The following is a 24558-nucleotide window of genomic DNA, read 5'->3' on the forward strand; positions in this document are numbered from 1 at the left end:
AAACAGATGCATTAATCTATCTAGTTTATATCATGATAATGCACATAATCTAGCCAATTAATATTTTTTGTCCCAAGCGAAGGAGCATTGATTTTTTAAGTCCTGGATTTAAACTGATAATAGTATTCACTTTTGTTTGGTGCTTTTTGGCAATAACGCTCAAACTATCCCCTGATTTTACTATATACACAACAGGTTGCTTGACTCTTTTCCATATGATCAGCCGCTGGCCTTTACGTAATGGCGCGTTATTTGCCAATTTATTCCAGTTTTGTATCTCTTTAGCTGCAACCCCATAAGTTTTTTGAATTTTCTGATAACTATCATTATTTTGTACGATATGAATAATACGGACATTTTTCATAGGTGCCAGCTGTTTAGTAGCAGGTTTTTTTTCTTGTGGAGGTATTTTAGCTGCTACCGGGGAATTTTTGCTGCTCGGAATGAGTAGGGATTGATTAAGTTGAACTTTATTGCTGGTTAATTGGTTGAGTTGTTTTATCAAATTGACTGTTGTGTGATATCTCTTTGCAATAGCATCCAAGCTGTCACCTCTTTTTACTTGATGTTTAGTCCAGTTTACGCGCTTATCTTCGGGTATATTCGATAGATTCAAGTTAAATCTTTCGACTTTTTCAGCAGGTATTAGTAATTTAAATGGCTTATAAGGTGCAGTTGTCCATCGATTATAACCGGGATTTAGTTTAATCAACTCCTTATAACTGATGCCGGCGAGTTTAGCGGCATGATTTAAATCAATTTGACTACCAATATTGACCTCTTCAAAATAAGGAAGATAGGGAATATTGGGAAGTGATATTTTATACCGTTTTGGATTGTTAATAATTTCTGCCAGAGCTAATAAACGCGGGATATATACCTTGGTTTCTCTGGGAACTGGCAGATTCCAGAATTGCACCTTGCGCCCGTTACGTGCGGTTGATTTGAGCGCCCGTGAAATTGTTCCTTCTCCAGAGTCATAAGCGGCAATAGCTAAAATCCAGTTACCACTAAAATATTTATTTAGATAGACGAGGTAATTTAATGCGGCATCAGTTGAAGGGCCAATGCTACGTCTTCCATCAAACCACCAGTCTTGCTTTAATCCAAGATCGCTTCCAGTTCGAGGCATGAGTTGCCATATACCAGCAGCGCCTGCTCCTGAATAGGCAAAAGGATCATATGCACTTTCTATCATGGGGAGTAGCGCCAATTCTCCGGGCAGTTTTCTTTTCTTTATCTCACCTAATACGTGGTAAATGTAAGGTTCAGATTGGCTACTTACTTTGTTGATATAACTAGGATGAGAAATTAGCCATCTGATTTGTTCTTGCACTTCTGGGCGAGTTACTTCATGGCTTAAGCTAAATTCACTACGTAATACATCCCATACATCTGGAGCTGTGCCAGAAATTGCCGGGTTAGAAATACCAATAAAAATAAGGATGAATGATAAAAATCTTTTTATAATCAATAAATTACAATTCAATGGTCTTACCTGTTATTATAATTGGCTAATCAGTTTACTAAAAATTAATGAAGGATTAAACCCTTTTTGGTTTAATTGGGAGCAAATGGGTTTTTATTTAATCTTTTTGTTATATTATTTGAATGAGTTTTTTTGATTTCTCAATACTTTAAAAACGTCCAGAGAATCTGAAGAATTCGCACCATGCGAGAGAGCATATTGTTTTACTTGCTCTTTATCAGTGCGTAAAAAAGGATTAATTGATAATTCCAAGTCTATATTAGACGGGAGAGTACAAGATGATGGTTGTTTCAGAATTTGTTGCATGTAATTGATGACTGATGAATTGCAGGGCTCAACGGTATGTGCAAATTTTAAATTCTGGAAGGTGTATTCATGAGCACAAAAAACTTTAGTATTTCGCGGGAGTTTTTTAAATAAGAGCAGGGATTCATGCAATTCCTCTATAGTTCCATCAAACACTCTACCGCAACCAGCAGAAAATAGAGTATCTCCACAAAATAACCATCCTTGTTGTGGTTCATAATAACTGATATGGGTAGAAGTATGCCCTGGATTAAATAAAATATGAAAGTGAAGAGAGCCCACTTGAACAGATTGACCTTGTTTAATTGGGTGGGTTACATTATTGATTCGTTCATCTATGGGGCCATAGACCTTACAAGATGGCCATTGCTTGATTAGCGAGTCAACACCTCCTATATGATCATAGTGGTGGTGGGTTAATAATATCGTTCTTAGTGTCAGCTGGTTGGATTGGGCAAAGCGTATTATTGGTGCTGCTTCTCCTGGATCAACACAATCTAATACCCCAGCTATTTTATCAATAAAGGTCCAGATATAATTATCTGAAAAAGCCGAAATAGGCAGGATAGTCATAATTTATAACTCGTGACATAATTTTGAACCTGATTCAATCATATAAGAAGATGAGCCAGGGTTAAAATAAGTTGTTAATGTCTCTAAAACTAACTTGATTTCTGAAGGGAAAGTATAGGGAGGATTAATTATCCAAAGACCACAACCAGTCATTCCTTCATTAATGAGTGGATTCAAATGAAGCTCAATCCTTACCGATTTGGAACTAATTTCTCTCATTTTCCTCAAGAATTGTTCAGTCCATGCTTTATTGACAACAGGATACCAAACACAATATAAGCCGGTAGAAAATTTTGAGTAAGCATTTTTTATAGCGTATGGAATTTCTTTGTATTCTTCTTTTCTTTCATATGAGGGATCAATAAAAATTAACCCACGTTTTTCCGGTGGCGGCAAAAGGGCATTTAATTTTGAAACTCCATCCGTGTGGTTAACATAAACTTTTTTATTAAAATGAGGAAGTTTTAATAAGAAATTATATTCTGTTGGGTGTAATTCACATAAGTATAATCGGTCTTGAGAGCGCAGTTGATTGATTGCGAAATAGGGGGAACCAGGATAATAACTCAATGTTGAATTAAGATTTATTTGCTTGATTACACTAATATATTCAAGAAAAAGAGAGGGGAGATTCTCTCTATCGAGCCATACTGGATTAATTCCTTCCTTATATTCTTCTGTTTTTAAAGACTGCTTGTCTTTTAAATCATATATCCCTCGACCTGAATGGGTTTCAAGATAGAATAAGGGTTTATCTTTGTGGGTTAGATAAGCCAATAGTCGAGTTAGGGTGATGTGCTTGATGACATCAGCAAAATTTCCGGCATGATAGCCATGTTGATAACTGAGCATGAAAGAGGGCTTCAAAAGATATTTTCCAAATTATATCAAAATAATGGTTTATGCTGTAGCCGCATATTAGACTTCTTGCATAAGCGGTCTCTTTTATTTTACTCCCGCATCGTAAGCGTTTCTTCAACACTTATGTACTGCATGTAAACTCCGTATGCGCCATGTCCTGAAGCAAAATAATCAGGTTATGCAAGAGGCCTATTTTGCTTCCAGTTACTTTATTTCATAATTTATGCACTATACTTTTTTTGAGGGGAGTAAATTGGGAGACTAAGATGGGTTTACATGAAGAGTTTGAGGATCAATCATTTTCAGATTACAACTATGACGAAGAAATTGATGATCATATAGATGATTTAAATCAAAAAAAGAAAATCAGGCGTATGCTTGAGGATAGGCTTGAACGTAAGCGTCTAAAAGAAGAGTTCAAAGACGATTTTGATGAGCTAAGTGGTGAATTTGATTGGGATGAACTGGATAAATAACTTCATTCTCTTAATCTTGCTGCTGACATCATAGTATTTTCAAGCAAAGTGACAATAGTCATTGGGCCAACTCCCCCTGGAACAGGTGTGATCCAGGCTACTTTTTCGACTGCCTTCTTAAAATCAATATCACCCCTGATACTGCCATCGGGCAAACGATGCATTCCTACATCAATCACTACTTGATGCTCTCTGAGCCAGTCAGTGGCAATGACGTCCATCTTTCCAGTGGCTACTATTAGAAAATCAGCAATCTCAACAAACTTCTGTAATTGTTGGGTAAACTTGTGGCATATTGTTACGGTAGCACCAGCTAATAGTAACTCCAGACTCATTGGCCTTCCAACAATATTGGATGCCCCAATCACTACAGCATGTTTTCTTTTTACATTGAGCTCATAGTGATGTAATAAATTCATAATCCCCAAGGGAGTGCATGGTCTTAAAAACGGGTTTCGTTGAGCAAGTCGGCCTAAATTATAAGGATGAAATCCATCCACGTCTTTCTCGGGTTTTATGTATTCTATTATAGTTCTTTCGTTAATATGTTTGGGCAAAGGTAATTGGATTAAAATACCATCAATTTTATCCGATTGATTTAACTCATTGATCAGTTCAATTAATTTTTCCTGAGTTGTTTCGGCAGGCAAATCGTAAGAATGAGAGGTGATCCCTACTTCTTCACAAGCTTTTCTTTTATTACTGACATAAATCACTGATGCAGGGTCATTGCCAATTAAAACAACAGCAAGTCCAGGCGCCCTTTGCCCTTGCTCCACATGGTATAGTACTCTTTGCTTTAGTTCAGCTCTGCGAAGGGCAGAGATTTCTCTTCCATCGATTAGTGATGCAGGCATTTTCTTCTCGCAATTTTTATGGAGTACATTATGAATTACGGGTTATTCTAATGCAATATGATTCATATGCAACAAGGAAAATACACTTATTCTTGCAGTTTTCTTAAATAATTTTGCGCCAGTTGATAAGCTTGCGATAAATTGTGATGCACTTCAGGATGCATGTTCTGATCCTGAGCTTCCATTTCATTTTTGCAATCCAGAAGAAAATCTTGTAACAATTTGCATTTTTCCTTTTTGCTGATATCCATTAGAAATATTTCGATCACTTCATTTTCTCTATTCATCGCTATTCCAAATTTAATTTTACTAATCCTTAATATAATTATAGTTGAAGGTCTATTGAAGTTATGAATTTTCCTGGTTGGATTTTAAAAGGCCACAATTGATTTGCCTTGTTAAATTAGTTGAAATATGTGATGTAATTTTATACATCATCTTATGATTTTTAGGGAATAATTTCGTGTTTTCTTGAATAGACTAAAGGATAATGATACTTTTTACTTAGGTAATTAAATCATCAACATCTTGTATCACAGGTGCATGGAGCTCTGATTGAAAAAAACTGTTCTGCATGCGGCTATATTCTCATTGACTATGCCAATATCTCTTTATGCGCTTGGCTTAGGTGAAATGAAGGTACAGTCCTCATTGGATCAGCCTTTTTCAGCCGAAATCGAATTAATAGATGTAGGAGCAGATCCTCTTGCCAGTATCAAGGTGAGTCTGGCTGATCCGGAGCAATTTGAACAAATTGGACTTGAGCGAACTGCGGTCTTGTCTTTGTTACGGTTTCAGGTTGAGAGAAACCCAAAAGGTACTCCTGTTGTAAAAGTATCGTCTACAGAAAGAATGACAGAACCGTATATGGAAATTGTCGTCGATCTAACCTGGCCAAAAGGTCAATTATACAAGGCCTATACAGTATTATTAGACCCGCCAGGATATCAATTGGGAATTACCACCGCTCAAAGCAGGCCAGTTTATTACAAGAAGAAATCCGCAAGTTACAGTAATGAGCCTGGTGTTATTGAAAAGACTGTGATTACTACAGTGGAGCATGGCCCTGCATCAAGAAGTGACAGAAAAAAGAAAACGACTTATGGCCCAACTGTAACGAATGAAAACGTTTGGCAAATTGCTCAAAGATATAAAACTTCAAAATTGATTTTGCCTCAGGTTGTATTAGCAATAGTTGGCGCGAATCCCGAAGCATTTAAGGATGGAAATTTAAACGGTTTAAAAGTTGGCGTTCGGCTAGTTATTCCATCAACTGAAGAAATTGCAAAAGTACCTTCTGATTTGGCTATTGAAGAGGTGATGGCTCACGACAAAGCCTGGAATGAACATACATCTATTAATCATGTATTAGCTCCGCCATACATCAATAGTTCAATAGTGGATGTGACTCCAAAACAGACTAAAGCTTCTTCAATCCCGGTAATTCCAAAGTTTACTATTGGAGAAAACTCTAACATTCCGACACTTCAACAATTAGTCCCCGATAGCACTTCAGTTTCGATAGATACATCTACCCAACAGCAACCTGTACAAAACAACAATATAGTACAGACAACAGAACAAAATGAAAAAATTAAGGCAGAAATTTCAATTACAACAGCAGCAGTTGAATCAGTTCGGGAAGCAAATGCATTATTGATGGAACAATTACGAATTCTGCAAGAGCAAAATAAAAAATTGCAGGAAAAGCTGGATAAGCGTGAGAAAGAAATAGAGTTAATGCGTACGCAGGTTCAAACCATGTTGAAGGAGCGTAAAGCCATCGCGTCTCAAGTCAGTTCACTTCCCAATAATGAACAAGGGATGAACCTTTGGCCGTATATCATTTTATTGATATTTGCTGCAGGAGGAGCAGGATTTGTTTATTGGTACCTCAGACAACGCCAACACAGAGAGGATATTTCTCCTTACAAAACAGATTCTGATTCAAGTCCGAAGCCATTTATGCCTTTAGTTGAGCCATCGAAATACGAACCAGATACCCAGGCTGATGATAAGGAAACTTCCGTCCAGGAAAAAGTATCTGACAGTGAAAAAGAAACTGGAGTTGGTGTTTCTAAAGCGGATTGGACTGAGTATCAACCTAAAGAAATGGATAAAATCGAAAAAGCTGATGCAGTAGAATCTGAAACAGTTGAGGATGTGACATATCTTGGAAGTACAGAACAGTTAAGAGCAAAAGAATATACAGAATTAGAATCAGAAGTTCAGACTAAACCAGAGGCCCAGGCTGAGCCAGAAGTTCAGGCTGGAGAAAATCAAATTATGTTTGAGCCCGTTATGGAACCTGAGCAATTCGATGTTAACAGGGATGATGAGGTTGATAATTCTCAGTTAAGTGAAGATAAAACTCAGCAAACTGAAGGCCATCAAAGTTCTGAGATGATAGAGTTTGAGTCGGGTTTACATGAATTAATCAAAGATAAGCCCAAAACTAAAATAACAGAATCAACAGATGAAGGAGATGATAATGGAATAGATTTCATTCCTTTAACTATAAATGAGGCTGACAAAACATTAAAGCATGAACAAGAAATCGAGAAGTCAGACAAAAAGGAAGATAAAAAATCAGAAAAATTTTCTACAAAGGAAAATAAGTTAGATTTAGATAATTCAGACTTTGATATGAAAAACCTCGAATCCGAACCTGAAATAAGCCAGGAGGAAAAAGAAGCCCACATTTCAGAAATAACTGAATTTGACCAGAAATCTACTCAGGAAGAAAAAACAGAAAAAGGTATTTCTACATCTCAATCTGTTGATAAGGCGACATTCACCAAGTCATCCGGTGAAAACAATGAAACCTCCAGTCCATTAAAGAGTAAGAAGGCATTAGATACTTTGTTAGATTTGGCAAAAACCTATATTAGTATGGGCGATATAGAAACAGCAAGAAGTTCTCTTGAGGAAGTGATCGAGCATGGAAGTGCCAATCAAAAAGAGCAAGCCAGGCAGTTACTGGAACAATTAAAGTAACAAATAACACAAAAATTACGACCACCCAATCTCTTAATATTCGTCTTTGCTATTTAAAAGACAGGCTTATTAGTCATCAAATAAAATACTCCAATAAGGCTTAAGAATGCCGGCCAACCCAGAATAAACCAATAAAGAAAATATCGGTGATATTTCTCTGGTAAAGTAGTGTTATTTTTTACGGTCTCTATGGCTAGATCCCTCATTTTGATTTGCAGGCAGACGACAGGAAACCAACAACATGCCGCAACGACATATCCAAGAATTGATCCCAGTATCCATAAAGAAGTCCAAGAAAATCCAGCAAGGTAAATCATGGCAAACCCTGTGAGTGGTTGTAATATTCCAGATGTACCAGTGAATATCCAATCAGCAAAAACCACATATTTTGAAATGGCAGCAATAACAATCGGATTTTTTGTTCTATGGCCATAAATCATCACACTTGCTGTTCCTATACCTGTACCAAAAAGTATCGTTGAACTCAGCACGTGGATAAACTTTAAATAGAAATAGAGCATTATTTATCAGACTCCAAACCCAGACCTATTAAAATAGCTATTAACAAAGGAATGTTCTTGGCTATGGGAGCAAATGGATCTAACCAAAGGTAAGGCAGTTTGATGGTAATAATCACTGTATATACCAAAATGGTAATCAGTTGCAATATACTGGTCAATTTAAATCGATAATTAAACAACATGGCTATACCTAAAAGGCCATCCCATAAAGCTGAAGCATAAAATAAGAATAACTGCCATAAGGATGAAAAACCTATTTGAGCAAACAAAGTTAATGAGTCACTTTTAGGGTAAAAAAACAAACAACATAAGGCTGTCCAAATCCAGACAAAGGATATTCCGAGTCTTAGGGGAAGTTTAAGAAAGTATAATTGCGCATGCCAATGGTCTTGGACTGAACTCGGTTGACTATAGAGACCTTCTTCATAGTCTCTTGGAGTAAAGTTAACATAATTAGCAAATCGCTGTGTTTCTTCCTGAGTAGTAATGTTATCACTGGCAAGCATTTTATACGAAACAGTATTTATAGTTGAATAGGGGAGCAAATCGCCAAGTCGGGTCAATAGTCGAATAAATGTCAATGGAATATGTATTATTCTGGTTTTGGTGAACCCAAGCCAGGAACGCAGTTTTATTATTATTTCTTCTAGCGTGATTATTTTTTTGCTTACGGCATGCAAAATAATAGTTTCGGTTACAGGCGTACTCACCAATCGTACTATTGCTTGAGATAGGTCATTTAGAGAGATAGGTTGAAATTTTTGTGTCCCTTGCCCAGGTATAGCGGTAAAAAAAGGTGTTCCAGCAATCCCTCTGAATAGAGAAGACCCTCCATAAGAGCCTTTTCCATACACATAAGAGGGCCTTACTATAACTGACGGGATAGAGAGTGTCAGTAAGTAATCATCTATCGCTTTTTTACTCGTAGCATAACTCACATCAACTTTATCAATTCCCAAAGCAGATATTTGAATAATTTTTTTTACCCCAGAGTTTATACACGCATCAAAAAGTGCTTTTGGAGTTTCATAATGGACATTCCATATGATTCTCTCATCAGGATGGTATAAAATCCCTACACAATTAATAACCACATCAATCCCCTGCAATCTTTTTGACCAGATTTCAGGTTTTGTGTCATTGATAAAATCACAAAAGATAACTTGTGCCCCAGGAAAAATCCTTTGCGTGTGTTTGGTATTCCGTACACAACAAATGATTTCATGTCCAGCAATCAGCAGATCGGTAACAAACTGTGAAGCGATAAACCCAGATGCGCCTGTTACCAGAATTTTCATAAGGATCTCTTATTTTTGATTACAATTATAATAGAAATACTATAACGAATTTAACTCCTACTATTCAAATTTCCTCACCAGGATTAATTTTAATCAACACCAGTTTGGCATATTTAGGTTAAATGAAATAGTATGAGTTCATGCAAAATGATAAAACCCATACAGGCAAAGAGTTAATACTCTAAAAATTATAGACAAAACAAAGAGGGTGTTATAAATTGACCTTTTTATCAGGAAAATTGAATGCGTATTGCCTTAGTGGTTGAATACGATGGTAGCCAATATCACGGCTGGCAGGCTCAAACGGGTTTGCATACTATTCAACAAGCTGTTGAATTTGCATTATCAAAAGTTGCAGACAGTTCTATTTCTGTTGTCTGCGCAGGTAGAACAGATACTGGGGTCCATGCGACCAATCAGGTGATTCATTTTGATTGTGAGAAAGATCGCAGCATACGAGCCTGGATACATGGTGCTAATACCTTTTTACCTAAAGACATCTGCGTCAAATGGGGCAAGGAAATGCCAGAAAATTTTCATGCTCGTTATTCTGCTGTGAGTCGACGGTATCGCTATGTCATTTATAATGGAGCTATACGGCCTGGGTTATTACGCGGTAATGTGACATGGCAATATCGGCAACTGGATCATCGTTTGATGCAACAGGGTGGACAATGTCTTCTGGGGGAAAATGATTTTACTTCATTCCGCTCCGTCGAATGTCAATCTAATACACCAATGCGTAATATTCATCAATTGCAAGTTACAAGACATGGTGATTTGGTTGTTCTTGATATTACAGCGAATGCCTTTTTACATCATATGGTAAGAAATATAGCTGGTGTATTGATTGCTGTTGGCTCGGGAAAACACCCTGTTGGTTGGGTTAAAGATGTTTTAAATGCAAAGGATAGAAAATTAGGCGCTGAAACTGCACCGTCATATGGCCTATATTTAGTCCAGGTGACTTATCCCAAAGAATTTGGATTGTTGCAAAATAATCCTGGCCCTTTGTTTCTTTGGGAGAAATAATTGAATCCATCTCGTATAAGAATCAAAATGTGCGGAATGACACGTTCAGAAGATATTCAATACGCCATTGATTTAGGGGTGGACGCCATTGGCTTAATATTTTATCCCAAAAGTGTGCGTAATGTCTCACTGGAAAAAGCCAGAATAATAGTCAATAATATACCTCCATTTGTTGATATTGTTGCAGTTTTGGTAAACCCAGAACAATCTTTTGTTCAACTGATTATTAATGAAATTCCTGTGCAGTTATTGCAATTTCATGGTGAGGAATCTTCAGAGTTTTGCAGACAATTTAATAAGCCGTTTATCAAAGCAATTCATCCTAAGACAGCAATCCAAATCCAAAGTGCTGTTGATGAGTTTTTTGATGCGAGCGCTATATTGTTGGATACACCATCAGACAAGGAACGAGGAGGAACGGGATTAACTTTTGACTGGAATATAATTCCTGAAAATTTATCCAAGCCTTACATATTGGCAGGTGGTTTGAATGAATCTAACATTTTAGAGGCAATTACCATGTGTCATCCTTATGCAGTGGATGTGTGCAGTGGTATAGAAGCTTCACCCGGAGTAAAAGATCATTTAAAAATGAGCCGATTTATAAAGGCAATATGGGGATAGTATGATTAAAAAAGAGCTTCCAGATGAGTTTGGCCATTTTGGCCCATATGGCGGTATGTTTGTAGCCGATACATTAGTTCATGCTTTAAAACAATTAGAGCATGCCTATACCAAATATCGTAACGATCAGGATTTTCTGTCTGAGTTACACACAGAATTAAAAGATTATGTGGGGCGGCCCAATCCTCTATACCATGCCGTACACTTAAGCAAAAAGATAGGCGGTGCACAAATTTATCTCAAGCGTGAAGATTTAAATCATACCGGTGCTCATAAAATCAATAATACCATTGGACAAGCCTTACTCGCCAAACGTATGGGGAAAACTCGAGTGATCGCGGAAACAGGCGCGGGTCAACATGGCGTTGCAACTGCTACAGTTGCCGCTAAATTTGGGTTTCAATGCGTTGTGTACATGGGGTCAGAAGACATTAAGCGTCAATCCAGTAATGTTTATAGAATGAAATTGTTAGGTGCTGAAGTGGTGCCTGTCACTTCAGGATCAAAGACGTTGAAAGATGCTTTAAATGAAGCATTGAGAGATTGGGTGAGTCATGTCGACGACACGTTTTATATTATTGGTACTGTTGCAGGTCCCCATCCTTATCCTCAAATGGTAAGAGATTTTCAAGCGATTATTGGTGTTGAAGCTCGAGCTCAACATATGGAAAAAACAGGCCATTTGCCAGATGCTTTGGTAGCTTGTGTCGGAGGTGGATCCAATGCAATAGGCTTGTTTTATCCCTTTTTGAATGATCAGTCTGTCATGATTTATGGGGTTGAAGCAGGAGGGAAAGGCATAGAAACCGGTGAGCATTCGGCATCTCTGATTGCTGGAAAACCTGGTGTGTTACACGGTAATAGAACCTATTTATTGTGTGATGAGTATGGACAGGTGAAAGACACTCACTCAGTATCAGCCGGTCTGGATTATCCTGGAGTTGGGCCTGAACATGCTTATTTAAAAGATACTGGACGGGTCATTTATAAAGCAATAAATGATTCCGAGGCCATGGATGCGTTTCGCCTGTTAACTCATACGGAAGGAATTATTCCAGCATTAGAATCTAGCCACGCGGTAGCCTATGCCATACAATTGGCTAAAACCATGTCAAAAGAACAAAGCATCATAGTCAATCTATCTGGTCGTGGTGATAAAGATATGCATACAGTAGCTGCTATTGACGGTATAACAATTTAATTTTGATAAATTATTCAGGTACAACATGAACCGTATTGATAAGACTCTGGAAAAATTAAAAGCCAATAGAAAAAAAATGTTAAGTCCTTATATTACTGCAGGCGATCCATATCCTGAGTTAACAGTAAGTTTAATGCATCAATTGGTTAAATCAGGGGCAGATGTATTGGAGCTGGGAATACCCTTTTCTGACCCTATGGCAGAAGGTCCTGTTATCCAAAGAGCAATGGAACGAGCTTTGGCGCATTCAATTCATTGTGATGACGTATTGAATATGGTTAGGCAATTTCGCAAAACGGATACCGAAACGCCTGTGATTCTTATGGGATATTTAAATCCTATAGAACAATATGGCTATGATCTTTTTGCCCAGCAGGCAGTGGAGGCTGGGGTTGATGGAACAATATTAGTTGATTTGCCTCCTGAGGAAGCTGATGGAGTATCGCGAGTTTGGCAAAAACATGGTTTGTACAGTATTTATTTATGTTCGCCAACCACCTCAGCTGAAAGAATGAACTATATAAATCAGCATGCCAATGGTTATCTGTATTATGTTTCATTGAAGGGAGTGACAGGTTCTGACGCGCTTAAGTTGCCAGAATTAAAAGCTCAATATCTACAACGAAAGGCACAATCAAAATTACCGCTTATGGTTGGGTTTGGAATAAAAACTCCGGAAATGGCTGCACAAGTTGCTGAATTTGCTGATGGGGTCATTGTTGGGGCGGCACTGATAAATGAAATCATTGAAGCCTATGAGGCCAAGAAAGATCCGCTGCAAGCAAGCGGGGCTCTATTGAGTTCCATGAGGCAAGCTATCGATAATATTGGAAGTATGGTATGACAGAACAAACTGAAAAAAGAGCTCACTTTATTAGACAACTCATTATAGATGATTTGGCAAATGGAAAACATCAGGGAATCGTTACTCGTTTCCCTCCTGAACCAAATGGATATCTCCATGTTGGACATGCCAAATCTATTTGTCTTAATTTTGGTTTGGCAGAAGAGTTTAAGGGAAAATGCTTTTTACGTTTTGATGACACCAATCCAATTAAAGAAGAAGAAGAATATGTAAACGCGATCATTGATGATGTTCGTTGGTTGGGATTTGAATGGTGTGCCATGACGCATTCTTCGGATTACTATCATGAGCTGTATGAATTAGCCATTTATCTTATTAAGAAAGATATGGCTTATGTCGATAGCTTGAGTATGGAAGAAATTCGTGCTTTTCGCGGCACTCTACAAGAACCAGGGCGCGAAAGCCCTTATAGAAACAGAACAATTGAAGAGAATCTGGATTTGTTCGCTCGGATGAAAGCTGGTGAGTTTCCTGATGGAACTCATGTTTTGAGAGCAAAAATAGATATGAAATCAGGTAATTTAAATATGCGTGATCCGGTTTTATATCGTATACGCCACGCCCGGCACCAGCGTACAGGAGATGAATGGTGTATTTATCCCATGTATGATTATGCTCATCCTATTTCTGATGCCCTGGAAAAAATAACACATTCTTTATGTACGTTGGAATTCCAGGATCATAGACCTTTGTATGATTGGCTGGTTGATAATTTACCTTTGCCTGCCAAACCAGTACAAACCGAATTTGCCAGATTAAATTTATCCCATACTGTTACGAGCAAGAGAAAATTACGTGAATTGGTTGAAAAAAAAATCGTTACAGGATGGGATGACCCACGATTGCCCACATTACGCGGTATGCGCAAAAGGGGATACCCACCTGCTGCAATTCGGCAATTCTGTGAAATAATTGGCATATCAAGAAGTGATTCAGTGATTGATATGAGTTTACTTGAGGAATGTGTACGCGCTGAATTTAATAAAACTGCAAAACGGGCTCTCTGTGTTATGGATCCCTTAAAAGTTGTTATTGTAAATTATCCGGAAAATAAAGTAGAACAGCTTCAAGCAGCTTTCTACCCTCAAAATCCTGAGTCAGCGAGTAGGAATTTACCCTTTTCCCGTGAAATTTATATTGAAAAGTCTGATTTTATGGAAAATCCGCCTAATAAATATTTCCGGTTATCTCCTGGAGCTGAAGTACGCTTACGTCATGCCTATGTTATAAAGTGCCAGGAAGTTATCCGTAATGACCAAGGCGAAATAACAGAATTGCATTGCACTTATGATGAAAATACTCTTGGCAAAAATCCGGAGGATCGCAAGGTGAAGGGTGTCATTCATTGGGTGTCTTCATCACATGCCTATCCTGTCACTATTTATCAATACGACAGGTTATTTACAGATCCTAATCCTGCACGGGAAGAGGATTATTTTCAGTTTCTGAACCATAACTCTTTACAAACCCTCCAGGGATTTTGTGAACCGGCAATGGCTGAGCAGGCAGAAGGAGATGTGTTTCAATTTGAGCGTTTAGGTTATTATTGCGTCAATTCAGTGGCTGAGGGCTGTGTTCAAGCCTTTCATCGGGTAGTGGATTTGAAGGACACTTGGGGTAAAGTGAGTTGAGAGGCAGACATGTTACATTTATATAATTCTTTGACCAGAAAAAAAGAACCATTTGTTTCCTTAAAGCCCGGAACGATAGGTATGTATGTATGCGGAATTACTGTGTATGACCACTGCCACTTAGGGCATGCCCGTTCAATGGTTGCCTTTGATGTAATGGTTCGTTATCTGCGCTCACAAGGATTCGATGTAACTTATGTACGCAATATAACTGACATAGATGATAAAATCATCGCAAGAGCCTCGGAGAGAGGTGTATCTATTGATGAATTGACCGCACAATATATTGATGCAATGAATAATGATACTCATGCATTAAATATTTTGCCACCTGACCATGAGCCAAGGGCAACCGGGCACATTGAAACTATCATTCGCTTGATTCAACGTTTGCTTGAAAAAGGTAACGCGTATGTCAGTGAGAATGGCGATGTGTGCTATGAAGTAGATACCTTTCCCGAATATGGGAAATTATCGCATAAAGATATTGAAGGCTTGGTTTCGGGTTCTCGCGTAGAGATTGTAAAAGAGAAACGTTCACCGCTTGATTTTGTGCTATGGAAAAAAGCAAAACCGGGTGAACCCAGTTGGCCTTCACCGTGGGGGGAAGGGCGGCCTGGATGGCACATTGAGTGTTCAGCTATGGCTATGCATGAATTAGGTGAACAATTTGATATTCATGGAGGTGGATTGGATTTGCAATTCCCACATCATGAAAATGAAATTGCTCAAAGTGAAGCGGCTACGGGTAAACCTTTTGCTAATTATTGGCTGCATGTCGGAATGTTGCAGGTTAATGGCGAAAAAATGGCAAAATCAATAGGGAACTTTTACACTATTGCCGATGTTTTAAAAGAGCATCATCCGGAAGTCATCCGCTATTTTCTATTAAGTAGTCATTATCGCAGTCCTTTGAATTATTCAGAAGAAAATTTGTTAAATGCCAAAAAAGCCCTTATCAGGCTTTATCAAGCGGTTAAAGATGTTCCGCCACAAACCGAAGATAGTAAACTGGATGAGTATTGGCAAGTGCAATTTAATCAGGCAATGAATGATGATTTCAATACTCCTGTTGCATTATCGGTTCTTTTCCAATTGGCTCATGAGGTAAACAAAAGTAATTCACCTGCATTGGCTCATACCCTGAAAAACCTTGCTGGTATTCTTGGATTTTTACAAAAAGATCCCGAATCATTCTTGCAATCCGGTTTGGCAGAGGAAGAAAAATTGGTTATAGAACAACTCATTGCCGAGCGTCTTCAGGCGCGAGCGGAACGCAATTGGGCAAAGGCAGATCAGATTAGAGCTGATTTATTGAGCAAAGGCATAGAGCTGGAAGATGGTGCAACAGGAACAACATGGCGGAGGATTGCTGAATAATTGTTCCTTCTATGCGCTTCTCTTGAATCAGAATGGACTTCTATCTCATACTTAATATAGACTGCGATTACCTTTTCAGAAATTTTAAATCAGGTATATTGGCTACATTAATTGCTGTTTATTGACTGGATTGTTCATTAAGATAAATTCGAAATTACATTTGAATTGGTAATGAATATAAAAACATATCTAAGAAAAAATAATTTAACCTTACGATTTGTTGGATGGTTCTTTTTAATAAACTCATTCATATTTTGGCTTGTTGGCTTGGGGTATTTAAAGTCCATTTTATTAAATGCCTCCCTGTTTAAAAATTATATCGCTGATTATTCAAGCCTATCAGGAAAAATTCTCATTCTGGTTTTCTCAGTTTTAAATTATTTTACTTATATGATGTTTTTAGCTTTTGTCCCTGCAATACCAATCATAATAATGGCATTTTTTTTACCTTATAAACGAATAATTTGGATTATCAGTGTTGTTGCGGCTGCCACAAGTCTTATTTTTTTATTTGTTGATAGTCAAGTTTTTTCAATGTTTAAGTTTCATCTTAATAAAACAATATTATCGTTTATTTTTAATTCAGATTGGAGTGTCATTTTCACTTTTTCCAGATATGAACTGATTTTGTCTTTTTTTATGATTGTCTTTATACTCTTTCTGGAGTCTATTGTTGCCTGGTTGGTATGGAAAAAAATAGTTTTAAAAGAACGTTTGAAAATTGGTAAAACTATTTCATTATTTTGGCTTGGTGGGGCATTAATAAGTTATTTTATATTGCTCTTATCGATAGCTCAAAATAATAATTTATTTGCTCAGCAAATACCTAATTTGCCCCTTTATAATCAACTCATTGCTTATACTATCCCTGATAAAAACGCGGATGATATATTACGCCGCTACAGTGAGCACCATTTTACACAGCCTCTTTTCCCCAATTATCCATTGCATTATCCCTTACATCCCATGCAATGTAAGATGCCTGAAAAACCTTATAACATTATCCTTATAATGGTAGATTCACTTCGCTATGATTCCCTAAGGGCAAAATATATGCCGAATACGGCACAATTTGCAAAAAGAAGTTGGCAATTTTCTCAGCATATGAGTGCTGGAAATGCCACACAACCAGGATTGTTTTCTTTATTTTATTCGATTCCCAGTAATTACTCGACGGCAGTCCTGGAGCAAAAAAAATCACCAGTTTTAATTGATTTATTATTACAACATGGTTTTCAGACAAAAATTATTTGGTCTGGCTCTATGGCTCCACTGCCATTAGATCAGACTATTTATAAAAAAATTGCCAATCTCAATACCAATGGAGCGCCAATAGACGATACCGGAGACAAGGACAGATATTCCACCAAGGAAGCTATCCAATTTTTAACAGATCCTAAAACAAATAACCCATTCTTTCTTCACATTTTTTACAATGCGCCACATGACTATTGTAGATATCAAAGTTTTCCGCAGTTATACAAACCCGCAATAGAAGAATGTGTACGAATTGGAATGACAAATCATGTTGATCCAGTACCTTACTACAATCGTTATTTGAATGCAGTCACATTTATTGACCAGGAAATTTCGAAAGTATTAGGGGTTATCGAAAAAAAAGGTTATTTAAAAAACAGCATCATTATAATTACCTCTGATCATGGCCAAGAATTTAATGATAATCGTCAAAATTATTGGGGACATACCAGTAATTTTACCCCTATTCAACTACACGTTCCCTTGATTATTCATTGGCCAGGGGAGTTAGCTCGTCGTTTTAATTATCTCACCAGCAGCTATGATATTGTACCTACAATATTACAGCGTTTATTTGCTTGCAAAAATCCTGTTTCTGACTACAGCATCGGGTATAACTTGCTAATTGAGGGCAATCGAGCCTCATTTCTATTGGTAGGAAGTTATATTAATATGGGAATTTTTGAAGCAGATCGAGCCACAGCATTAGAAACCTCCGGAAGAATTACAATTACTGGTATGAAGGCAGAGCCTCTTGACGATGCGGTACCCAGAGTGGATGTTATTACCCAGGCATTGGATTTGATGCGCAAGTATTATGGGAAATAAAAGATTGTCTTTAAAAATAAATTGGCAATTAACCTTTTTATTCTCAATTTAGGCCATACAGCGGATATCTTTAAATTTCTAGGCAAAAATATGGCTATAATTATATATAATTTGCTTGGGAATTAAGTAATGGCAAACCAAACACGTGAAAATTTAATTAATAAGGCAAAGAACGGGTCCGAATCTATCGCTTTAATTTATTCTCCAATAGAACTTCATGAATATATTGTTGAAATTATTTCTAAAGATTCAGATCACTTTATCCATAAAGGAAAGGAAATATGTCATTTTAATTCGATTGATGAAGCGGTGTCTCGTGCTACCGAATTAGGGGCAAAAGAGTTTTTTCTTTGTGCAGATAATACATATGATGAATGTGGTTCTGCAAATTCTGTGCAACACTTTGATTATATACCTATTTATTCTAAATTTAAGCGCACTTGAGTTTGGCGCATCAATCTTGGTTGCGAGCTTTTTGCATTTCTTTTTCGGTTCAAACTCTATAAGCCGACGAATGACACTGGCTTTTCCTACTCTAAATTTTGTAGCCACCTCTTGGATGGTCAATTTTTTTTCTGCTCTTATTTTTAATACATGTTTGCAAAAAAACAAGGAATTCATAATTAATTATTATTAATAATCAATTGGTTATATGTTGGTTATAAAACATTAGGCAAACGCTCAATGAACCTCAAATACTATGTTATCTCTCAATACATAAAAACATGCTCTGGCTAACTTATTAGCCACTGTTTTAATCTGAGATTCCTTATACCTCGATTCAAATGGTGAGTGGCTCAGCGTACATTTAGAGCAACCGCTTTATATCAAAAAGCCTACCTTTCATAGTCTTTTGTCGCATTTACGACGATTTTCATCATTTTACTTTAATCATTGGTTCATAAAATAAAAACCAAATGATCATAAAGTGATCAATTTAGATAAGAATTGATATTGGAATTTTTTGAGGTTGTTTTGATTATGAAATCTATTGAATATTTTAGAAATGAATTAAATGAATTATTTAAGAGCAAAAAAAATGGTTATAAATTTAAACAAGAAGAAAAATCTCCGGAACAAAATACAGAGTCTGATGAGTATGTATTGTCTTTTGACACGCTTCCTGAGGAAGGGATAGATAGAGATAATAACACTTTTTATTATACGACCTCTGTAGATGAAATATGTTATGAAATTAAAACATCCTCAGGATGTTTACGTACGGGAAGCTTTCACTCCAATAATCACAATAATCTTGAGGAGCGGATTTTTCTTAATGCAGCTGAAAAAGGGTTTGTCGAAAATTTAGAAGTCTTAAAAAATCTAGCAACGATAGAAAGACTCATAAAAGAATTAGAAAAAAAAGGGACCGAACATGAAATTAAGAAATATAGCTCTGAGTTAAATGATGAAATTAGTTTATATAATGATAACTTACGAAAAATAAGCAACATATTCCCTGATATTGATAAGAAAATTCTAAAAAAATTAGAAATAAACAATAGCATTCTGCCTTTGCCTTGTCCATTTGATACACGAGCAGTACAAGTTGCTAGTCATGTTCCAAATCAAGAAGGCACTTATCGTCGTTCTCAGAGCTCTAACGAGTATCATCATACTAATAAGAGAGGTAATGTAATAACTTATAAAAATTTTAATGAGTTGAAAAATAATGACCCCAATTTAGGGGAGATTTTTTTAGGAACTGATAATAATTCATTATATGTGAAGTGTAAATTTAAAAAGTCAGAACCTGCTAAATTATTACCTATCAGTTTATATTCAGAGACAAAGAATAATATTATTAACAAATTGAATAGTAACAGAAAATTAACTAACAACGAATTATTAGCAATTATTTCTGCCATTCAAAGTAAAGATACTTTAATTTTAAAAAATCAATTAAACAAATTTGGCTGTAATGTGGAAGGTGTAATTGCAGGGAATGGAGAAGCTTATAACATAGGGGGAAATGCTACACGAGTAGATAAGATTATTGAATATCAAAGTAACGGTATTTCTTATAAAAGAGGAAATCAATTAACCCTTAAATTAAAAGATAGGGTATTGGAACATAAAACAAATGTGGTAGAAACCCTGGTTCGGCATTTAAAAGACGAAAATTTTAAGTGTCTAAAGGTTGATAGCAACCAACTTAAAGCCAAATATCCTTGTTTAATTGTTACCTTTAAATATGATGAGTATAGGAGTAAACCCGAAAATATCCCTGAAGGATACTCTGAGTTTGTTACCCATATGATGATTGCTCAGATTAATTTAAAATTAAAAGAAAAAAATCTGTCCCCATTGATAGATAGGCGACAAAGTTTTGGGTTTCTCACCCCGACATTAACCGATGTTCATACGGGTGTTAGATTATCACTTGGCCTTACACCAAATAAACAGTGGATAGAATGTGTTGAAGAAGGAATAAAACAGACAGATAAGTCCTTAGCAAAATTTACGTTGAAAGACAAAGATGATTTACTCAATCTATTTAGAGCTGGAGAGTTTTGTGGGGATGGGCATAAATACCTTTATGACTTATATAAAACAGGAGAAAAAACACAAGAAGAAGTAAACAAGTTTCTACAAGAATCAAAAGTGAAATCAGAATGTAAGGACATTTATTTTTCAACAAAAGACATAACGCGTATTGATAAAGATAAATTAAAAAAAGGCGTATTGAAAAGATTTTATTACTTTGATAGTAAAAATGGAGCAATTACTCTTTATGATAACCAGCACCAACATGGATCTTCTTTAAAAGTTAATGCAGATGTTATTCATTATTTTCTTTTAAAAAATTTTTCCTCTAAAGATTTGATAAAATTGACTGAAGTACAGGAGTGTTGGTTAAAGGAAGCAATTGATGATGCACAGAGGAATAATCCGTTTCAATATATTGACCGAAAATATCTATCTTTATATAGAAAGATCACTCGTCTTTACGCGCAAATACTTGGTGTTGAACAGAATCGTGGAGAAGAAAAGGATCTAGCTAAGTTAACGAGGGACTTGATTAATCTTCAAAATGGGGTTGTCACTTCATTATTGAAAACTATGCCCTTGATTACGGATGATACCAGTGATGATGAGCATGCCAATAAATATGCACAAAAAAATTTTTACTCACCAGCAGGTATGAGCGCTCTATTTGCGCCGCTTTATGCAGCAGCAAAAGTGTTTAGTTATAATAATGAGATGCCAATTTCTTATGGCAGTGACCCTTATGCATACTTTGAGTTATTATTATCTTGGAATAAAACCTTAGACGAGTCACAATTTGTGCGTTCTGAAGTTGTTAAAGAAAAACTTGAAAATCGCGCTTTTAAGATGCTATTAGAGAATTTTGCAAATGAGTCAAATAAAACTGGCTTGGTCAAAATGGGAAGATCTGAAGTAACGATCTGTTTTAAAAATATTTATACTGAAATTTATAGCAATCAAATTGAAAGAAAAAAACTTGATGTAGATTCAATTATTAATTCAAATTTAACAGCAATTAAAAATGCTTTGGAAATAAATACTGAAAACGATAGGGGGGCAATCCAATTTAATGAGGAAAAGCTTAGGTTAATATTAAAACAAGGAATAAATATTATCCAACAATCTTTTCCAAAGTATATGGAGCATGTAAATAGCCTGGAAAACAATCCTACAGTGTATTTTGCTGATAACAATCCTTGTGTTAACAAAGATCATCTGGAGGTAAGAACTGCCATAGAAGTTTTAAAAGATCTTTGCACTAAAGATCTTTGCCCAAAAGTGTTCGTCCTGGACACAACTTCTGCAACTGAAGCCCAAATAGAAGATTTTTTAAATGTGTTTAATCAACAAGATAAAATTCCAATTCTTGTGACTGCTGCAAGTATGGTTAAACACAGTGAATTTGGATTAGATTTATGGCAGGGAGGAATCAACAAAGCCTATTTGTCAGAAAAATCGGAGAAAAATGAAAATTCGCAAAATGAGTTTGCACGCTTTATAACGGAACTCAAAAATGTTACCAAAGGAACCGAACCAGGCTTTACACGATTCGCAAGACGACATGTTCGAGAAGCAATGAATAATATAAATGAGGCGATAAAAGATTCACAAGATAATAGTGAACCTCAAGATGCAACATGTAAAGATGATGTGCAAAACATACCAACTAACCCTATTTCTGAAGAAAGCAATAGGAAAGAAGAAGGACAGATAATTAATAGAGAGCTTGATGAATATGTGCCCCTACTTACAAAGAAAGGATTCTTTGCGGTACAAATTGAAAAGGTGCCAGAAAAAAATGTTAATCAAAATAATAAACAAAAATCTCTTGAGGAAGGAGAGCCGCCTTGCTGCACAATAATTTAACCTCAGCTCGACATATTTTTATAATGTGTAGTAGTTCAAACTTGATCTGACAGTTACCGGTTTTTCAAGTAGTTGTGTCAGATTAAGTTGAAACTCATTCAGTTAATGACAAAATTATCTTAATTTCACTAGCTGACAGCCTACAAGGGCGTTGTCTTTTGCGATTCGGTAATGGAAGTAAATAAGGCGACATTTCTTTAAACCATGCCTTGCAAAAATCATCAATATCACAGAATATTTCTACTGTCGCTGCTAACATCTTGTTTCCTTTCATAATTCAGAGGTGAGTTTTAAAGAAACAAAATGTATATAGTACCGATAATTTTTTCAATAATTCAATGACATAGACTTATTCTTATATCGAGGTGAGGTTAGTTAATGATTTATGGATGCTCGCTAAAGAAAGTGGACATTTGGGCAATCTAACCAATTCAGCTTGGATACCCCTGGCGCCCAAATTACGACTGATACGCAAATCAAGAGTTAGTTTAATCAGCTCTGAATTTAACTTCCCTGGAAATAAATGAGGCTTTTTGCTTTCATCATTTAATCCATCGATACCAGCCTTTAGATAGCGTCTGTACCACTTTCTCAGGTTAGGACGAGAAATACCACATTTACGGCAAACATATCCTGCATCTATAGTCTCAAGATATAGATTTACCTAAGTTAACCTAGCTTTAATTTGCTGTTTCATAAGGTGGGTAAATCTATCAATTAATTGAAACGATGTCTATGAATCACACAATTAAACATATTTTGTATAAGGTCACTGGTAATTACTAGGGTCTGTTGACAATTCACTCCTCCAGCCTACGTGACGCGGCTTGTCCGCGGCATCCAGACGATCTGATTAGCGGCAAATATCTTCGTATAGATCACGCCATTCTGAATTTAACTGTTCAATGGTGTTTATTTTCCATTGTCGAGGCCAGTTTTTGAAACGTTTTTCACGCCGTGCAGCCTCGATGTAGCTCTGATGGATTTCGTAATAAACTAGAATATGCACATTGTAAGTAGCAGTAAACGCCGGAACCACTTTCTGCTTGTGCTGCCAAACGCGTTTAATCAAATCAACCGTTGAACCGACGTATAATGTCCCATTACGCTTGCTCGCCATGATATAGACGTAAAATGACCTCATCCTGCTTCCTTGTTGATATTGGACTCACAGGAATGATAACACTGGATGGTGTGATTACATAGGCAGCCACATACAAGAGCAAGCGATTGCAATCATGGAGGCATAATTTCGTTTCAATTTGTCATATCGCGTGGCAATGGCGCGAAAATGTTTAAGACATGCAAACATGTTTTCCACCAGATGCCGATATTTGTACAAATACCAATCAATATCCTTATTACCGGTTTTGGAGTTACTTTTCCGTGGGATGTTTGGTATAGAACCCTTTTCCCTGATTTGTTCCCGAATGTCTTCACTATCATATCCTTTGTCAGCAATAACATAATCAGATTTGGGCAATTGTTCAATTAGCTCTGGCGCGGCTTTTGCATCATGTACCTTGCCCCCGGTTAGTTGAAATTCAATAGGTAACCCAAAGGCATCAACAGCCATATGAATTTTTGTTGTGTTACCTCCTCTGGACTTACCAATGGCTTCGCTTTCTGTACTACACGCGCCTGTGCTGTGTTGGTGAGCACGAACAATACTCCCGTCGATGAATTCCCATTCAAGATCGGGAGCGTGCACAAGTGCTTTAAAAATTTGCATTAATTTATCTTTGAATGACCAACGATTAAATTGTTGATAAATTGAATTCCAGCATCCAAATGCTGCTGGTAGGTCTCGCCAAGGGCAACCAACACGCATGTGATATAACATTCCCTCAACGATCATTCGCAGATTTGGCTTGTCATAAATCTTGTGCTGTAGCATGATTCCCTTCAGCTTTGACCATAGCTCATCACTAAGCATCAGTCTTGGCATTGCAAACTCATTTTATATCTGGGGTGAGAACCAGTATATTATGAGTTTGCTTCTACTT

20 protein-coding genes and 2 pseudogenes are annotated in these 24558 nt (G+C 36.7%); 11 read left to right on the forward strand and 11 right to left on the reverse strand.

Annotated features, from left to right (window positions below; genetic code table 11):
- Nucleotides 1-49: 49 nt before the first annotated feature.
- From LPG_RS06480 to LPG_RS06490, 3 genes are all read right to left on the reverse strand, one after another.
- A complete protein-coding gene (locus LPG_RS06480; protein ID WP_010947025.1) occupies nucleotides 50-1489 on the reverse strand; it encodes a lytic transglycosylase in 1440 nt (479 codons plus the stop codon).
- A 114-nt stretch (nucleotides 1490-1603) separates the two neighbouring features.
- Nucleotides 1604-2368, reverse strand: coding sequence for a hydroxyacylglutathione hydrolase (gene gloB, locus LPG_RS06485; RefSeq protein WP_010947026.1), 765 nt, complete (start codon nucleotides 2366-2368; stop codon nucleotides 1604-1606).
- A 3-nt stretch (nucleotides 2369-2371) separates the two neighbouring features.
- Nucleotides 2372-3220: a 23S rRNA (adenine(2030)-N(6))-methyltransferase RlmJ gene (locus LPG_RS06490; RefSeq protein ID WP_015444565.1), complete on the reverse strand. Its 849-nt coding sequence runs from the start codon at nucleotides 3218-3220 to the stop codon at nucleotides 2372-2374.
- Between the two features lie 275 nt (nucleotides 3221-3495).
- On the opposite strand from LPG_RS06490, the gene LPG_RS06495 reads away from it, so the two are divergent.
- On the forward strand, nucleotides 3496-3705 hold the full coding sequence (locus LPG_RS06495; protein WP_011213609.1) for a hypothetical protein: 210 nt from the start codon (nucleotides 3496-3498) through the stop codon (nucleotides 3703-3705).
- Between the two features lie 2 nt (nucleotides 3706-3707).
- Here the strand turns inward: LPG_RS06495 and folD are convergent, their stop codons facing one another.
- On the reverse strand, nucleotides 3708-4562 hold the full coding sequence (gene folD / locus LPG_RS06500) for a bifunctional methylenetetrahydrofolate dehydrogenase/methenyltetrahydrofolate cyclohydrolase FolD (protein ID WP_010947028.1): 855 nt from the start codon (nucleotides 4560-4562) through the stop codon (nucleotides 3708-3710).
- Between the two features lie 86 nt (nucleotides 4563-4648).
- The gene (locus LPG_RS06505; RefSeq protein WP_010947029.1) at nucleotides 4649-4849 is read right to left on the reverse strand and encodes a hypothetical protein; all 201 of its coding nucleotides are present in this window, start codon (nucleotides 4847-4849) and stop codon (nucleotides 4649-4651) included.
- A gap of 268 nt (nucleotides 4850-5117) precedes the next feature.
- Here LPG_RS06505 and LPG_RS06510 point away from each other — a divergent pair, with 268 nt between their 5' ends.
- A complete protein-coding gene (locus tag LPG_RS06510; RefSeq protein ID WP_010947030.1) occupies nucleotides 5118-7559 on the forward strand; it encodes a FimV/HubP family polar landmark protein in 2442 nt (813 codons plus the stop codon).
- Between the two features lie 53 nt (nucleotides 7560-7612).
- On the opposite strand, the gene LPG_RS06515 is transcribed toward LPG_RS06510, so the two are convergent.
- Nucleotides 7613-8080, reverse strand: coding sequence for a DUF2269 family protein (locus LPG_RS06515; RefSeq protein WP_010947031.1), 468 nt, complete (start codon nucleotides 8078-8080; stop codon nucleotides 7613-7615).
- A complete protein-coding gene (locus LPG_RS06520) occupies nucleotides 8080-9378 on the reverse strand; it encodes an NAD(P)H-binding protein (protein WP_010947032.1) in 1299 nt (432 codons plus the stop codon). The genes LPG_RS06515 and LPG_RS06520 overlap by 1 nt, the downstream gene beginning before the upstream one ends.
- Nucleotides 9379-9621: 243 nt before the next feature.
- On the opposite strand from LPG_RS06520, the gene truA reads away from it, so the two are divergent.
- The 9 genes from truA (at nucleotide 9622) to legC1 (ending at nucleotide 22552) form a co-directional block, all read left to right on the forward strand.
- Complete coding sequence (gene truA / locus LPG_RS06525; RefSeq protein WP_010947033.1) at nucleotides 9622-10410, forward strand: tRNA pseudouridine(38-40) synthase TruA; 789 nt, start codon at nucleotides 9622-9624, stop codon at nucleotides 10408-10410.
- Entirely contained in the window at nucleotides 10411-11034 is a 624-nt protein-coding gene (locus LPG_RS06530; protein ID WP_010947034.1) for a phosphoribosylanthranilate isomerase, read from the forward strand.
- Between the two features lies 1 nt (nucleotide 11035).
- Nucleotides 11036-12235 (forward strand): tryptophan synthase subunit beta, encoded by a 1200-nt coding sequence (gene trpB / locus LPG_RS06535; protein WP_010947035.1) that lies wholly within the window; start codon nucleotides 11036-11038, stop codon nucleotides 12233-12235.
- Between the two features lie 25 nt (nucleotides 12236-12260).
- Nucleotides 12261-13079 carry a tryptophan synthase subunit alpha gene (trpA, locus tag LPG_RS06540; RefSeq protein WP_010947036.1) on the forward strand — a complete coding sequence of 273 codons (819 nt, stop codon included), beginning with the start codon at nucleotides 12261-12263 and terminating at the stop codon, nucleotides 13077-13079.
- The gene (locus tag LPG_RS06545) at nucleotides 13076-14731 is read left to right on the forward strand and encodes a glutamine--tRNA ligase/YqeY domain fusion protein (RefSeq protein ID WP_010947037.1); all 1656 of its coding nucleotides are present in this window, start codon (nucleotides 13076-13078) and stop codon (nucleotides 14729-14731) included. Before trpA ends, LPG_RS06545 begins: the two co-directional genes overlap by 4 nt.
- Nucleotides 14732-14740: 9 nt before the next feature.
- The gene (cysS, locus tag LPG_RS06550) at nucleotides 14741-16111 is read left to right on the forward strand and encodes a cysteine--tRNA ligase (protein WP_010947038.1); all 1371 of its coding nucleotides are present in this window, start codon (nucleotides 14741-14743) and stop codon (nucleotides 16109-16111) included.
- A gap of 171 nt (nucleotides 16112-16282) precedes the next feature.
- Complete coding sequence (locus LPG_RS06555; protein ID WP_015444561.1) at nucleotides 16283-18196, forward strand: DUF3413 domain-containing protein; 1914 nt, start codon at nucleotides 16283-16285, stop codon at nucleotides 18194-18196.
- A 129-nt stretch (nucleotides 18197-18325) separates the two neighbouring features.
- Nucleotides 18326-18640: a DUF6482 family protein gene (locus LPG_RS06560; RefSeq protein ID WP_010947040.1), complete on the forward strand. Its 315-nt coding sequence runs from the start codon at nucleotides 18326-18328 to the stop codon at nucleotides 18638-18640.
- Nucleotides 18641-19144: 504 nt separating this feature from the next.
- Nucleotides 19145-22552, forward strand: a complete 3408-nt coding sequence (gene legC1, locus LPG_RS06565; RefSeq protein WP_010947043.1) for a Dot/Icm T4SS effector LegC1 — start codon at nucleotides 19145-19147, stop codon at nucleotides 22550-22552.
- Nucleotides 22553-22655: 103 nt separating this feature from the next.
- Here legC1 and LPG_RS06570 read toward each other — a convergent pair.
- The 4 genes and pseudogenes from LPG_RS06570 to LPG_RS06585 form a co-directional block, all read right to left on the reverse strand.
- A pseudogene (locus tag LPG_RS06570) lies at nucleotides 22656-22811 on the reverse strand (IS982 family transposase); the annotation flags it as partial.
- A gap of 96 nt (nucleotides 22812-22907) precedes the next feature.
- Nucleotides 22908-23204, reverse strand: a pseudogene (locus tag LPG_RS15475) (helix-turn-helix domain-containing protein); the annotation flags it as partial.
- A gap of 201 nt (nucleotides 23205-23405) precedes the next feature.
- Nucleotides 23406-23696 carry a GIY-YIG nuclease family protein gene (locus tag LPG_RS06580; protein ID WP_010947045.1) on the reverse strand — a complete coding sequence of 97 codons (291 nt, stop codon included), beginning with the start codon at nucleotides 23694-23696 and terminating at the stop codon, nucleotides 23406-23408.
- A gap of 54 nt (nucleotides 23697-23750) precedes the next feature.
- Complete coding sequence (locus LPG_RS06585; RefSeq protein ID WP_010947046.1) at nucleotides 23751-24500, reverse strand: IS5 family transposase; 750 nt, start codon at nucleotides 24498-24500, stop codon at nucleotides 23751-23753.
- Between the last annotated feature and the right edge of the window lie 58 nt (nucleotides 24501-24558).

Origin of the sequence: Legionella pneumophila subsp. pneumophila str. Philadelphia 1 (assembly GCF_000008485.1) — a bacterium.
Classification (GTDB): Bacteria; Pseudomonadota; Gammaproteobacteria; order Legionellales; family Legionellaceae; genus Legionella; species Legionella pneumophila.